The sequence below is a fragment of the Mesorhizobium sp. BH1-1-5 genome (assembly GCF_020165615.1).
In the GTDB taxonomy this organism is placed as follows: Bacteria; Pseudomonadota; Alphaproteobacteria; order Rhizobiales; family Rhizobiaceae; genus Mesorhizobium.
This window is the reverse complement of record NZ_JAIUIM010000002.1, coordinates 149,272-164,288: the sequence shown is the minus strand read 5'-3', so window position 1 is coordinate 164,288 and position 15,017 is coordinate 149,272. Positions and strand designations below refer to the sequence as shown.

Annotated in this window: 10 protein-coding genes and 1 pseudogene; 9 read left to right on the top strand and 2 right to left on the bottom strand. The window is 63.6% G+C overall.

The features are described 5' to 3' along the window. Positions 1–34 precede the first annotated feature (34 nt). Positions 35–1,843 carry an NAD(P)/FAD-dependent oxidoreductase gene (locus LB572_RS03380; protein ID WP_224666717.1) on the bottom strand — a complete coding sequence of 603 codons (1,809 nt, stop codon included), beginning with the start codon at positions 1,841–1,843 and terminating at the stop codon, positions 35–37. Positions 1,844–2,009: 166 nt separating this feature from the next. Further along, positions 2,010–3,929, bottom strand: a complete 1,920-nt coding sequence (locus tag LB572_RS03375; RefSeq protein WP_224666716.1) for a sigma-54-dependent Fis family transcriptional regulator — start codon at positions 3,927–3,929, stop codon at positions 2,010–2,012. A gap of 344 nt (positions 3,930–4,273) precedes the next feature. Here LB572_RS03375 and LB572_RS03370 point away from each other — a divergent pair, with 344 nt between their 5' ends. The 9 genes and pseudogenes from LB572_RS03370 to fusA form a co-directional block, all read left to right on the top strand. After that, positions 4,274–6,055, top strand: a complete 1,782-nt coding sequence (locus LB572_RS03370; RefSeq protein WP_224666715.1) for an acetolactate synthase 3 large subunit — start codon at positions 4,274–4,276, stop codon at positions 6,053–6,055. A 142-nt stretch (positions 6,056–6,197) separates the two neighbouring features. Continuing rightward, entirely contained in the window at positions 6,198–6,773 is a 576-nt protein-coding gene (gene ilvN, locus LB572_RS03365) for an acetolactate synthase small subunit (protein ID WP_140807339.1), read from the top strand. 139 nt (positions 6,774–6,912) lie between these two features. Then, a complete protein-coding gene (locus tag LB572_RS03360; RefSeq protein ID WP_224666714.1) occupies positions 6,913–7,509 on the top strand; it encodes a LysE family translocator in 597 nt (198 codons plus the stop codon). 268 nt (positions 7,510–7,777) lie between these two features. Beyond that, entirely contained in the window at positions 7,778–9,064 is a 1,287-nt protein-coding gene (locus tag LB572_RS03355; protein ID WP_224666713.1) for an efflux RND transporter periplasmic adaptor subunit, read from the top strand. Then, positions 9,061–12,222: an efflux RND transporter permease subunit gene (locus LB572_RS03350; RefSeq protein WP_224666712.1), complete on the top strand. Its 3,162-nt coding sequence runs from the start codon at positions 9,061–9,063 to the stop codon at positions 12,220–12,222. The genes LB572_RS03355 and LB572_RS03350 overlap by 4 nt, the downstream gene beginning before the upstream one ends. Before the next feature lie 79 nt (positions 12,223–12,301). After that, positions 12,302–12,901: a nitrile hydratase subunit alpha gene (nthA, locus tag LB572_RS03345; RefSeq protein ID WP_224666711.1), complete on the top strand. Its 600-nt coding sequence runs from the start codon at positions 12,302–12,304 to the stop codon at positions 12,899–12,901. Further along, on the top strand, positions 12,898–13,557 hold the full coding sequence (gene nthB, locus LB572_RS03340; protein WP_224666710.1) for a nitrile hydratase subunit beta: 660 nt from the start codon (positions 12,898–12,900) through the stop codon (positions 13,555–13,557). Before nthA ends, nthB begins: the two co-directional genes overlap by 4 nt. After that, positions 13,526–13,888, top strand: a complete 363-nt coding sequence (locus LB572_RS03335; RefSeq protein ID WP_181179705.1) for a nitrile hydratase accessory protein — start codon at positions 13,526–13,528, stop codon at positions 13,886–13,888. The genes nthB and LB572_RS03335 overlap by 32 nt, the downstream gene beginning before the upstream one ends. Before the next feature lie 108 nt (positions 13,889–13,996). Next, positions 13,997–14,899, top strand: a pseudogene (gene fusA, locus LB572_RS03330) (elongation factor G); the annotation flags it as partial. Positions 14,900–15,017 lie beyond the last annotated feature (118 nt).

Sequence of the window (15,017 nt, the reverse complement as noted above, 5' to 3'; positions counted from 1 at the left end):
GCGACGCCTTTGCCGAGAAGGGTTCGGAAATCGTCTAGCCTTTGTGAAAGACCTCCTGCAGCCCATAGACAGGCGTCGGCAGGCCGGCCTGCCTGGCTTTGAGCTGCAGCGACAAATATTGCGAGTAGTGGCGCGACTGGTGGAGGTTGCCGCCATGGAACCACAGCGCTTCCTGCTGCGTCGGCTTCCACATGTTGCGCTGCTCGCCTTCCCAAGGGCCGGGATCCTTGGTGGTGGCGGAGCCGAGGCCCCAGACCTTGCCGACCTTGTCGGCGACTTCCTGTGAGATGAGGTCCGCGGCCCAGCCATTCATCGAGCCGTAGCCGGTGGCATAGATCACCAGATCGGCCGGCAATTCCGTGCCGTCGACGAATTTGACGCCGGTTTCGGTGAGTTCCTGCACCGCGGCACCCGGTCCGCTTTTCAGCTTGATCGAGCCGTCGATGACGAGGTCGCAGGCGCCGACATCGATGTAATAGCCGGAGCCGCGGCGCAGGTATTTCATGAACAGGCCCGAGCCGTCGTCGCCCCAGTCGAGCAGGAAGCCGGCCTTTTCGAGGTCCGCGTAGAATTTCGCGTCGCGTTCCTTCATCTGTTCGTAAAGCGGAATCTGGAATTCGTGCAGGATGCGGTAGGGCAGCGAAGCGAAGATCATGTCCGCCTTGCGCGTCGTCATGCCGTTCTCGACCGCCTGCTCGGAATAGAGCGCGCCGAGGCCGATATCCATCAGCGTGTCGGATTTGACGATATGGGTAGACGAGCGCTGCACCATGGTCACATCGGCGCCGCCTTCCCATAGCGCGGCGCAGATGTCGTGCGCCGAGTTGTTGGAGCCGATGACCACCACCTTCTTGCCGCGGTATCTGTCCGGGCCGGGATGACTCGATGAATGCTGCTGCTCGCCCTTGAAGACGTCCTGGCCCTTGTATTTCGGCCAGTTCGCCTTGCCGGACATGCCGGTCGCCAGCACCAACTGCTTCGGCTTGAGCACGATCTCCTTGCCGCCGCGCTCGACGACGATCGTCCACTCCTTGGCCTTCTCGTCGTATTTGGCGGATTTCGCTGATGTCGAGCTCCAATAGTTCAGCTCCATCACCTTGGTGTACATTTCCAGCCAGTCGCCGATCTTGTCCTTCGGCGCGAAGACCGGCCAGTTCTTCGGAAAGTCGATATAGGGCAGGTGATCGTACCAGACCGGGTCGTGCAGGCAGAGCGACTTGTAGCGCTTGCGCCAGGAGTCACCCGGACGCTCGTTCTTCTCGATGATGATGGCCGGCACGCCGAGCTGCTTCAGCCGGGCGCCGAGCGCGATACCGCCCTGGCCGCCGCCGATGATGACGACATAAGGCTGCCTGGTATGGCCGAGCTCGGCGATCTCGTCGTCGCGCTCTTCACGCCACGTCTTGCGGTCCTTGCCGTGGCCATGCTTGGCGCCGAGCGGACGGGTGAAGCCCGCTTTCTCCTCATGGTCCTTCAGCTCCGCCATCGTGGTGAGCAGGGTCCAGATCAGGTCGCCCTTGAACCGCACAAGGCCAAAGCCGCGCGCCACGCTCGTCTCGAAGGTTATCCAGGCGGTGATGATGCCGCCGTCCTCGCCCGCTTCCTCGCCCTTGGCCACCGCCCAGCCGGTCGGCTTGGTGCTGGCCAGCGTTGCTTGCAGCATGGCGCGAACCTGGTCCTGACCTTCCATCGTCTTCAGGTTCCAGGTGAAGGTGACGAGGTCGCGCCAGTAGCAGTCGGCCTGGAAGCAATTGACGGCGCTGTCGATATCGCCGGCCTCCAGTGCCTTGCCGAACTTGTCGAGCAGCGCCTGCGCCTTGGTGGTGGGTGTTCTCTCGAGCATTTGTTCTCCTCCACTTTTGCTAGAGTGTGCCATGAGCAGCAAGCGGCGTGCCAACCGTAGCGCTGATCATGGATTACAATGGAATCAACCTGTTAGGACGCTCTTCCGTCGCCTTGCCTGTGGCGCCCGCGTTGCACGCGCTACGGCGCGCCACAGCCTTGCACTATCAGTTCGGCGCCTCCAGCCGCAGGCGCTTCATCCGGCGATGCACCGTGGTGCGGTCGACGCCGAGACGCCGCGCGGCCTCGGAAATGTTCCAGCCAGTTGCCGCCAGCACGGCCAGCAGGGCGCTGCGCTCTTCCTCGGGCGAGGGGGCGCGAAGCGCGACTAAGCTGGCGGACGAAGTCGGGGGCGCCACGCGGTGCGTGACGAAATCGGGCAGGTCCGTGGGCTGAATCATCTCATCATCGCAAAGCGCCACCGCCAGATCCACGGCGTTGACGAGTTCGCGGATGTTGCCGGGCCAGTCATGGCGGATCAGCGCCAGCCGCGCCGCCGCAGACAGTCTTGCCGGCCGGCCGGCAAGACGAGCGCGCCCGCCGACCAGCCGTTCCAGCAGCCATTCGAAATCGGTGCGCTCGCGCAGCGCAGGCAATGTCAGCGAGGCGGCGTTGAGCCGATAGAACAGGTCTTCGCGGAAACGGCCCTCGGCAACCAATTGGCGCAGGTCATGATGCGAGGCGGATATGATCTTGATGTCGACAGACCGGGGCGCAACGCCGCCGACCGGGACCAGTTCGCGCTCGGCGATCACCCTCAGCAGACGCGATTGCAGCGCGTAGGGCATGTCGCCGATCTCGTCGAGGAACAGCGTACCGCCGTCGGCGCTCTCGATCAGCCCCTTGCGTCCCTTGGCGGTGGCGCCGGTGAAGGCACCCGCTGCGTGCCCGAACAGCTCGCTCTCGATCAGATGTTCGGGGATCGCCGCGCAGTTGATGGCCACGAACGGGCCGGGGCGCCCGGAGCTGTCATGGAGGGCGCGGGCGAGATATTCCTTGCCGGAACCGGTCTCGCCATGGATCAGGATCGGGATCGTGGTGCGCGCCAGCTTGGCGGCCCTGAGCTGCATTGCCGCCATGGCCGGGTCGCCGCCGGAAAGCTCGGCGATCGGTCCAGGCAGCGCCTCGACGGGCGCGCGGCGTCCGCTCGACGGCTGCGGCTCGATGGCATGCGCGAACAGCGCGCTGCCGTTGCGGCCGAACACCAGCCGCTCCTCGGTCGGGCGACCGCGCGTCAAACTCGGCAAGTCGTCGATATCCATGTCGAGGTAACGCGAGATCGGCTGGCCGATCGGCGAGGAGCGCCGCCAGTCGACACCGCCGGCCTGCGCCAGGAGCAGCGCCGCGCCGCGCGTCGTGCCGAGGATGTGGCCCGAGGCGTCGAGCGCGATGGCCGCTTCGGGATCGACGTCGAGGAATTCGGGCGAGCGTGAAAAGCGCAGCACCCATTCCGAATGCATCTGCGCCATCAAATTGGCGAGCTCGATGCGCCGGGCCGACGCCGTCACCAGATGTAGCGCGAGGTTCTGGCTGACCTTCGGCTGCGGCGAGCGCAGCAGCGATATGTCGAGCACGGCGGTCAATTCGCCCTTGGTGTCGAAGATCGGCGCGGCAGTGCAGGAGAGCGGCGTGTGGGTGATGTCGAAATGGTCGGTCTGGTGAATGGTCATCGCCTCGCCGGTGACGATGCAGGAGCCGACGCCGCAGGTGCCGGTGCGGCTTTCCGACCATTCGGAGCCGAGATAGAGACCGGCCGTGCGCAACTGGTCCATGAACAGCGGGTCGCCGAGGAAGTCGACGGTGACGCCCTTGGCATCGGCCAGCAGCAGGACGTAGTTCTGGCCCGCCACCTGCTTGAACAATGTCTCCAGCCCGCTGCGGGCGATGGCGATCAACCGTTCCGACTGCTCCCGGTGCTCGCGCAGCTGAGTGTCGGGAACGATGTAGGCTTCCGTCGGCCGCGCCGGGTCGAGCCGGTGGGTATCGATGCAACGCAGCCAGGATTGAACGACGATATCGTCGCGGACGGATCGCGCGCCGGACAAAACCTGCTCGATCTCGCGGATATGCTCCCGTTCGCCAGCCATGCGTCCTCCTCGCACGTCCTTTGCCAGCGCATAGTGGTGCGCCGGAGAGGCACGCTCAACTGTACTATGGTAGCTGTATCATGGGGGCGCGCCAGCGCCGTTCTCACAGACGGGTGAATTCGCACGGGACCCCATTGACGAGCCCGCGTTTTCGCCCTTATTGTCCGCGCCCATGAAAACGGCACTCATTCTCGTAAGTTGGCGCGTGGGCAAGGCGGTGTAACCGCCGGGCGAAAACCTCCCATGCGCATCACACAGGCTCCCTCGGGGGCCTTTTTTATTGCCTGAAACACGACTAAACGACCAGCAAATCGCCAGATGGCGGACAGTACGGGACCAGACCGATGAGCAACGGACAGAACGAGCGGCGCGAAATGACAGGCGCGGAGATGGTGGTGCAGGCGCTGAAGGACAACGGCGTCAAGCACGTCTTCGGCTATCCGGGCGGCGCCGTTCTCCCGATTTACGATGAAATTTTTCAACAAGACGATGTCGAGCACATCCTGGTCCGGCACGAGCAGGGCGCCGGCCACGCGGCCGAGGGTTATGCCCGCTCGACCGGCAAGGCCGGCGTCATGCTGGTGACATCGGGCCCGGGCGCCACCAATGCGGTGACGCCGTTGCAGGACGCGCTGATGGATTCGATCCCGCTGGTTTGCCTCACCGGCCAGGTGCCGACCTCGCTGATCGGCTCCGACGCCTTCCAGGAATGCGACACGGTCGGCATCACGCGCCCCTGCACCAAGCACAACTGGCTGGTGAAGGACGTCAACGAGCTCGCCGCCACCATCCACGAGGCCTTCCATGTCGCGACCACTGGCCGCCCCGGCCCGGTGGTGGTCGATATTCCGAAGGACGTGCAGTTCGCCAAAGGCATCTATGTGCCGCCGCAGACGGCGCCGCGTACCAGCTACAAGCCGAAGGTCCAGGGCGATCTGGAAAAGATCAAGGCCGCGGTCGAGCTGATGGCGGGCGCGAAGAAGCCGATCATCTATTCGGGCGGCGGCGTCATCAATTCCGGTCCGGAAGCGAGCCACCTGCTGCGCGAGCTGGTCGACCTCACCGGCTCCCCGATCACCTCGACGCTGATGGGGCTCGGCGCCTATCCGGCATCCGGCAAGAACTGGGTCGGCATGCTGGGCATGCACGGCACCTACGAAGCCAATATGGCCATGCATGACTGCGACGTGATGGTCTGCATCGGCGCGCGTTTCGACGACCGCATCACCGGCCGGCTGACTGCGTTCTCGCCGAACTCCAAGAAAATCCACATCGACATCGATCCGTCGTCGATCAATAAGAACGTCCATGCCGATGTCGGCATCCTCGGCGATGTCGGCCGCGTGCTGGAGGATCTGGTGCGGCTGTGGCGGGCGACCGTCAAGGCCGACAAGAAGGCGCTCTATCCATGGTGGGAGCAGATCGCGAAATGGCGCGCGCGGGATTCGCTCGCCTATAAGATGAACAACGACGTCATCATGCCGCAATACGCGATCCAGCGGCTCTATGCGCTGACCAAGGACATGGACACCTACATCACCACCGAGGTCGGCCAACACCAGATGTGGGCAGCGCAGCACTACCATTTCGACAAGCCGAACCGCTGGATGACCTCCGGTGGTCTCGGCACGATGGGCTACGGCCTGCCGGCCGCGCTCGGCGTGCAGATCGCGCATCGCGACGCGCTGGTCATCGACATCGCCGGCGACGCTTCGGTGCAGATGACCATGCAGGAGATGAGCTCGGCGGTGCAGTATGAGGCGCCGATCAAGATCTTCATCCTCAACAACCAGTATATGGGCATGGTGCGCCAGTGGCAGCAATTGCTGCACGGCAACCGGCTGTCGCATTCCTACACCGAAGCGATGCCGGACTTCGTCAAGCTGGCGGAAGCCTATGGCGGCCACGGCATACGCTGCGACAAGCCGGACGAGCTCGACGACGCGATCAAGGAGATGATCTCGGTGAAGAAGCCGGTTCTGTTCGACTGCCGCGTGGCGACCTTGGCCAATTGCTTCCCGATGATCCCGTCGGGCAAGGCGCACAATGAAATGCTCCTGCCGGACGAGGCCACCGACGAGGCGGTGGCCAACGCCATCGACGCCAAGGGCAGGGAACTGGTCTAGAGCATGATGCCGTAAAGTGTGAAGCGGTTTTCGGGCAACATCATGCTCCAGCCATAACACCAGCCACAAAGGCGGGGCTGTCGCAAGAAAGCCGTGCGCAAACAGAGAATTAGCTCAAAAGTCTGAAATCGAGATTCACCTTATGAACGCACAGCACCTTCAACCGACCGGCTCCGCCTATTTCATCGCCAAGGAGACCGAGAAGCCGGAAACGCACACGCTTTCCGTGCTGGTCGACAACGAGCCGGGCGTGCTCGCCCGTGTCATCGGCCTGTTTTCCGGTCGCGGCTACAACATCGAGAGCCTTACCGTCTCCGAGACCGAGCACGAACGGCATCTGTCGCGCATCACCATCGTGACGCGTGGCACGCCGCATGTGATGGAGCAGATCAAGCACCAGCTCGAGCGCATCGTGCCGGTGCATCGGGTGGTCGATCTGACCGTGCGCTCGCATGAGATGGGCCAGGATCGGCCGCTGGAGCGCGAACTCGCGCTGGTCAAGGTCGCCGGGACCGGCGATGCCCGGGTCGAGGCGCTTCGCCTTGCGGATGCTTTCCGTGCCTCGGTGATCGACGCCAACACCGAGCACTTCATCTTCGAGATCACCGGCAAGGGGTCCAAGCTCGACCAGTTCATCGCCATCATGAAGCCGCTCGGCCTGGTCGAGATCTGCCGCACCGGTGTGGCGGCGATGAACCGCGGCCCGCAGGGAATGTAAACAGGACGACCATCCTGTTTGCAGCTTTGGCCTGTTTACAGCTTTGGCCTGTTTGCAGCTTTGGCCCGGCAGTTGGCTGTTCCTGGCTTTTGCGCATCCGCCAAAAGGACAGCAAGGCTGACATATCCGGGAGGATATCATGTCGCTCGACGCATTCCTTGCCCTGTTGGTCTACGCCTTCGTGACTTCGATCACGCCGGGACCGAACAACCTCATGCTGCTGGCTTCCGGCGTCAATTTCGGTATCGCTAGGACGGTTCCGCACATGCTGGGCATCAGCATCGGCTTTCTGGTGCTGCTCTTGGCCGTCGGCTTCGGGCTCGGCGCGGTGCTGACGGCGTTCCCGGCGCTGCATACGGCGCTGAAGATCGCGGGCGCCGCCTATCTGCTCTACCTCGCCTGGAAGATCGCCATGTCGCGCTCGATGAGCGACAGGAAAGGGGCGGAGGGGCGGCCGATGCGTTTCATCGACGCCGCCGCATTCCAGTGGGTCAACCCTAAGGCATGGGTGATGGCGATCACCGCCATGGCCGTCTACACCAATTCCGACCACCCGTTCGTCTCGGTGGCGCTGATCTCGATCGCCTTCACCGTCGTCAACCTGCCCAGCGTTTCGGTGTGGGCCGGATTCGGCACGGCGCTGCGCGGCTTCCTGTCGGATCCGGTGCGGCTGAAATGGTTCAACATCGCCATGGGCGTGCTGCTCGCGGCGACGCTGTGGCCGATGCTCCGTTAGACGCGCCGATATTCAGGTGAGGCCGGCCTGACCTGGATATCAACACATCCAGGCAGCTTTTCGCACGGGCCGCAAAGCTGCTCGCGACCTCGTTTGCCGGCTGCCCAACGATTGTGCACTGCACATTAAATCTTCGTAATGCCGCGTTTTGGCCCTTTTCCGCCAGAGCCTTGTCCTATCTATTCGGCGAAAATCGCGGCAAAGGGCCGTGAATCGAGCTAAGATGGACCACCGAGATCGGCGTGTCGGGTAGAGGGCTTATTTGTCGATGCGCGGAAAAATCGCCTTTGCAGTTGCAGCGGTCGCCTGTCTGGCGGGCGCCGGGCTCTATTTTTCGCCCACGACGTTGGCCAAGGTCCAGCAACTGATTTCAGGCCAGCAGGCTGGCGCTGTCGCGGCGGACAAGACGGCCGGCGGTGACAAGACAGCCAGTGCGTCGGATAATGCGAAAGGCGGCGGGCGTTCGGCCTCAATCGTTTCGGCGACCGCGACGACCGCCGATTTCCCGATACGCCGCTATGCCATCGGCTTCGTCTCGTCGCCGGCGGTGGTCAGCATCAATGCCCGCGTTTCCAGCCAGATCGTGTCGATCGACGTCAAGGACGGCCAGATGGTGAAGGCCGGCGACGTTCTGTTCCAGCTCGACGACCGCGCGTTGAAGGCGCAACTTGCCAAGGATCAGGCCACTTTAGCCAAGGACCAGGCGCTGCTTGCCAGTTCGAATTCCGATCTCCAGCGCGCCAAGGACCTTGTCGCCAAGCAGGCCGGAACCCAGCAAACCTATGATCAGGCGGTAGCGGCGCAGAAAGCGGCGGCCGCGACCGTCGACGCCGACAAGGCGACGATCGACGCCGATAATGTCCAGCTCGGCTTTGCCACGATCACGGCGCCGATCGCGGGCAGGCTCGGCGCCGTCAACGTCTCGGTCGGCGACCTTGTCACCGTCAGCAACGGCAATTCGAGCACGGCGACGCCGCTGGTCACCATCACGCAGATGGACCCGCTACAGGTGAACTTCACCCTGCCGGAAAGCAACCTTGCTCTGCTGCACAAGGAACTGGCGAATCCGACGCAAGGCGGCGTGACGCTGACCCAGGACGGCAATCCGACGCCGATCGGCAAGGGCACGCTCGATTTCGTCGATTCCAGCGTCGATACGGCTTCCGGCACCATCGCCACGCGGGCAGCCATACCGAACCCGGATCTTTCGCTGTGGCCCGGGCAATATGTGAACGTGGTGCTCGAGGCCGGCACGATGCCGCAGATGACCTCGATCCCGACGGTCGCGGTGCAGCCAAGCCAGAAGGGTCCGTTCGTCTACGTGGTCAAGCCGGACAACACCGTCGAGATGCGGCCGGTGCAGGTGGCGCTGACGGAAGGCCAAAACAGCGCCATCAGCGATGGCCTCAAGAGCGGCGAGAAGGTCGTCGTCGAAGGCCAGACGCGACTGAAGAACGGCGCGGCGGTGCATGAAGGCAAAGCCGTGGCTGGATCCGGTGATCAGGCATCGCCCAAGGTCGCGGAGGCCGACAAGGCCGGCGGGGCGAGCCAATGATCTCCGAATTCTGCATCCGCAAGCCTGTCGCCACCCTTCTGATGTCGTTCGCCCTCATTCTGGGCGGTATCTTTGCCTACAAGTTCCTGCCGGTGGCGGCGCTGCCGAGCGCCGAATTTCCGGTGGTCAACGTTTCGGCCAGCCTGCCCGGCGCTTCGCCGGAGACAATGGCGACATCGGTGGCGACGCCGCTGATCAAGCAATTCGCGACGATCGCCGGTATCGATTCGATCTCGACCACCAACTCGCTCGGCCAGACCTCGATCGCCATCCAGTTCGTGCTCAACCGCGATATCGACGCGGCGGCCGCGGATGTCCAGGCGGCGATCGCGCGCACGCAGAAATCGCTGCCGCCGGAAATGACGGCGCCGCCGAGCTATCGCAAGGTCAATCCGGCCGACGCGCCGATCCTTCTGATGTCGCTGGTCAGCGACACGGTTCCGCTGACCGATCTCGACGCCTTCGCCGAAAACGTCATTTCACCCTCGCTGTCGACCATCGACGGCGTGGCGCAGGTCTCGATCTACGGCCAGCAGAAATATGCCGTGCGCATCCAGATCGATCCGACCGCGCTCGCCGCGCGCGGCATCTCGATCGATCAGCTGCAGGCTGCGATCACTTCGGCCAACAGCAACACGCCGCTCGGCGTCCTGCAGAACAACAAGCAGCAGCTGACCATCACCGCCAACACGCAGTTCGACAACGCCGCTGGCTTCTCCAACCTGATCATCGCCACCAAGAATGGTCACCCGGTGCGGCTGGGCGAGGTGACGCGCGTCGTCGACTCGGTCGAGACCACGACGACGGCAAGCTGGTATGACGGCACGCGCGCCATCATCCTCGCGGTCCAGCGCCAGCCAGACGCCAACACCGTCGAGGTGGTCGACAAGGTCAAGGCGATGCTGCCGTCCTTCCAGGACCAGATGCCGGCGGCGGCCAACATCAAGCTGCTCAACGACCGCTCGACCTCGATCCGGCAAGCCGTCGACGACGTCCAGTTCACGCTGCTCTTGACCATCGCCCTGGTGGTGATGGTGATCTTCGTGTTCCTGCGCCGGGTGACGGCGACGATCATTCCGGCCGTGGCGGTGCCGATCTCGCTGATCGCCACGCTCGGCGCGATGTTCCTGTTCGGCTTCTCGATCGACAACATCTCGCTGATGGGATTGACGCTTGCCGTCGGCCTTGTCGTCGACGACGCCATTGTCATGCTGGAAAACATCTTCCGCCACATGGAAGAAGACGGGCTGTCGGCCTTCGACGCCTCGCTGAAGGGCGCGCGCGAAATCGGCTTCACCATCATTTCGATCTCGATCTCGCTGGTGGCGGTGTTCATTCCGGTGCTGCTGATGGGCGGCGTCATCGGCCGCATCTTCAACGAATTCGCCGTCGTGGTGACCGTCGCCATCCTGGCCTCGATGTTCGTGTCGCTGACGCTGACGCCGATGCTCTGCTCGCGCCTGCTGTCGGTGAGCAAGGCCGATCGCGAAAAGCATGCCCCCGGCCACAGGCCGGACTTCATCACGCGCGGCTACGACCGGATCCTGGGCTTCTGCCTGCGAAACACCTTCCTGGTGTTCCTCGTCTTCGTGGCAACGGCGGCGGCGTCGGTGTGGCTGATCCAGGTTTCGCCGAAAGGCTTCTTTCCGCAGGAGGACATTAGCCAGATCTCGGTGACCACGCTCGCGCGCCAGGACATCTCCTTCGACGCCATGGTCAAGCTGCAGGGCAAGGTTGCCGACGTCTTCTCGCATTCTCCCTATGTGACGCATGTCGCGTGGTCGGTAGGCGGCAGCCAAAGCGCGCTCAATCAAGGCCGGCTCTATGTGCAGCTGAAGGACAAGAGCCAGCGCCCCGACATCGAGAAGGTGCAGTCCGATCTGAGGAAGCAACTGTCGAACGTGGCCGGCATCGAGGCCTATATGCAGCCGGTGCAGAATCTCAGGCTGGGCTCACGGTCGTCGGCCAGCGCCTATCAGCTCGTGGTGCAGGGCCTCGATACCGGCCAGGCCGACATCTGGGCGCAGAAGCTCGATGACGCCATGGCAGCCGACCACACACACTTTACCGACGTCACCAGCGATCTGCAGAACAATGCCCTTCAGGCTTCTCTGGTGATCGACCGTGACAAGGCCGCCCAGCTCGGCATCGATACCAACACGCTGCGCACGGCTCTTTATGGCGGCTTCGGCACCGACCAGGTTTCGACGATCTTCGGTTCTGCCGACAGCTATGAGGTCATCACCGAGCTCGATCCCAAGATCGAATGGTCGCCCGAGCGGATGCTCGCCATCCAGATGCGGACGGCGAGCGGCAGCCTGGTGCCTCTCGGCGCTTTCGCGCATGTCGATCGCACGGCCGGCGCGCTGACGGTCAATCAGCTCGGCCAGCTTCCGGCGGTGACGATTTCCTACAATCTGCCGCAGGGCGTGTCGCTCGGCGACACGGTGACCCGCATCGAGCAGCTCAAGGACCAGATCGGCCTGCCAAAGGAGATCTCGACGAGCTTTGCCGGCACGGCCAAGACCTTCCAGGATTCGCTCGCCAACCAGGGCCTGCTGATCGGCGGCGCGATCCTGACGATCTATATCGTGCTCGGCATGCTCTATGAGAGCTTCATCCATCCGCTCACCATCCTCACCGGCCTGCCTTCGGCGGTGCTGGGGGCGCTCGTTGCGCTACGCTTCGCCGGAATGGACCTGTCCGTGATCGCGGTGATCGGCATCCTGATGCTGATCGGCATCGTCAAGAAGAACGGCATCATGATGGTCGACGTGGCGCTGGAGCTCAGGCGAGAGGGCATGTCGGCAACAGATTCCATCCACAAGGCCTGCCTGATGCGTTTCCGGCCGATCATGATGACAACGCTGGCGGCGTTGATGGGCACGTTCCCGATCGCGCTCGGCACCGGCGCCAGCGCCGAGCTGCGTCAGCCGCTCGGCGTCGCGGTGGTCGGCGGCCTCCTCGCCTCGCAGGCGCTGACACTGTTCGTCACGCCGGTGATCTACGTGTACATGGAGAATTTCTCGGGCTGGCTGATCCGGCTCATGCCGAAGCGGAAGGCGGAGTTGAGTGTCGTTGAAAATGGCGACCAGCCCTCTCTGTTCGGCACCAATGACGACATCCCGAGAGAGCCGCAGAAAACAGCTGCCGAATGACCGTATGATGCGGCTCGGATAGACGCTGGCCCAAGGCCTTGCGCTTGCGGCTGGCGCATTGGGGCCGTAGTTTTGGGCCATGTCCCATGATCACGACAACGAGCTCGATCCATTCGCAGCGCGCGTGCGCGCGTTGGAGACGATCCTCACCCAGAAGGGCCTGATCGATCCTGCCGCCATCGACGTCATCGTCGACACCTATGAGACGAAGATCGGTCCGCGCAACGGCGCGCGGGTGGTGGCGAAGGCCTGGAACGATCCTGCCTATGCCGAGTGGCTCAAGCGCGACGCAACCGCGGCGATCGAGAAGCTTTCCTATACCGGCCGCCAGGGCGAACACATGCAAGCCGTGTTCAACACCGAGGAGACGCACAACCTCGTCGTCTGCACACTCTGCTCCTGCTATCCGTGGTCGGTGCTCGGCCTGCCGCCGGTCTGGTACAAGGCGCCGCCTTACCGCTCGCGGGCGGTGATCGATCCGCGCGGCGTGCTCGAGGAGTTCGGGCTGACGCTGCCGGCGGAGAAGAAAATCCGCGTCTGGGATTCGACCGCCGAGCTTCGCTACCTCGTTGTGCCGATGCGGCCCAAGGGCACCGAAGGCTGGAGCGAGGAGCAGCTCGCCGGACTGGTCAGCCGCGACGCGATGATCGGCACGGCAGTCGCGAAGGAACCCGCATGAACGGGCCGCAGGATCTCGGCGGGCAGATGGGTTTCGGACCGGTCGCGCCCGAGAAAGACGAGCCTTATTTCCATGCGGCATGGGAAAGGCGGGCGCTCGGCGTCACGCTGACGGCCGGCGGCATGGGCGCCTGGAACATCGATGAAAGCCGGCATGCGCGGGAATCGCTGCATCCCGCCGATTATTATTCGTCGAGCTACTATCAGATATGGATCAAGGCGCTGGAAACGCTCTTGAAACGCCACGGCTTCGTCAGCGAGCGCGACCTTGCCGCCGGCAAGGCCGTCGATGCGGCCGCGACGCCGAAAAGAGTGCTGAAGGCGGCGGATGTGCCGGCGGTGCTGGCCAAGGGCGGCCCGTGCGCCCGGCCGGGCGCCACGCCGGCGCGGTTCCAGGCGGGCGATCGGGTGCGCACGAAGAATTTCAACCCGACCGGCCATACGCGCCTGCCGCGCTACGCGCGCGGCAAGACGGGGACGATCGAGGCGGTGCGCGACGGCTTCGTCTTCCCCGACAGCAACGCGCATGGCAAGGGCGAGAACCCGCAATGGGTCTATACGGTGGTGTTCGACGGAGCCGAAATCTGGGGCGAGGGCGCCGATCCGACGCTCAGCGTCTCGGTCGATGCCTGGGAGAGCTATCTTGAGCCTGCATGAGGCCAAGTTGCCGGCGGGTTTCGACGAGCCGGTCTTCGCCGAGCCGTGGCAGGCCGAAGCCTTCGCCCTGACGGTCGCGCTGCACGGCAAGGGCTTGTTTTCATGGAGCGAATGGGCGGAGGCCTTGTCGGCCGAGGTGAAGAAGCCGGACGCGGCAACGGACGGCCACGATTATTACGAGCATTGGCTGGCGGCGCTGGAGAAGCTTTTGTCGCGCAAGGGGGTCGCTGGAAAGGGCGAGGTCGATGAGTTGGCTGCCGCATGGGAACGCGCCGCGCATGCCACGCCGCACGGCAAGCCGATCCTGCTGGAGAACGATCCAGGGCCCTGACGGCGTCTACGCCAGTCAGACCAAACGGCCAGTTAGTCTTTTACTATCTTCGTCTGGATTTCGCGTCCGCCCTCAGTTGCAAATATTGAGGCGACCAGCGACCATGTCGTCATGATGGAAAAGCCTCCCGCACCATGGCCTTTGCTGCAAATCGCGATCGAGGCGAAGTCGAGAGCCGAGGAGGAGAAGTTGCGTGTCGCCCTGTCGACGCTGGCCAACGAGGATCCGTCCTTCCACGTCAAGACTGACGAGGAATCGGGGCAGACGATCATTTCCGGCACAGGCGAGCTTCACCTCGACATCATCATCGACCGCATGCGTCGCGAGTTCAAGGTGGAAGCCAATGTCGGCGCGCCGCAGGTGGCTTATCGCGAGACCATCACCCGCAAGCACGAGCTGGACTACACGCACAAGAAGCAGACCGGCGGTACGGGCCAGTTCGCTCGCGTCAAGATCCTGTTCGAACCGAACCCGGACAGCAGCGAGTTCGTGTTCGAATCCAGGATCGTCGGTGCTGCGGTTCCGAAGGAATACATCCCGGGTGTCGAGAAGGGCATCGGCAGCGTCATGACGTCCGGCCCGTTTGCCGGCTTCCCGATGAGCGGCGTCAAGGCGACACTGATGGACGGCGCCTACCATCATACCGACTCTTCGGCGCTCGCATTCGAGATCGCCGGCCGCGCCTGTTTCCGCGAAGCCGCACCCAAGCTTGGCGTACAATTGCTCGAACCGATCATGAAGGTCGAGGTGGTGACGCCGGAAATCTATGTCATCAACATTATCGGCGACCTGCACGGCCGCCGCGGTCTGGTCAAGAGTCGGATAAGCCGCGGCGAGGCCATCGTCGTCAACGCGATGGTGCCGCTGGCCACCATGTTCAAGTACTTCGACAACCTGCGCTCGATAAGCCGGGACCGCGCGACCTACACGATGCAGTTCGACCACTACGCGCCCGTTCCGACGGCTGGCAGCGATCCGCCCCCGCCGCCGGCAGTGGCTGCCTTCGGCTGACTTGTTCTTCGTCGGAGCCAACCGAGGCACTGCAATTTTGTTCTCTTTACGTTCCGGCTTGTGACTGATAGCCTAAGTTGTCGGATGCGCTAGCGATTGCTGCCGACAACGGCCGGCA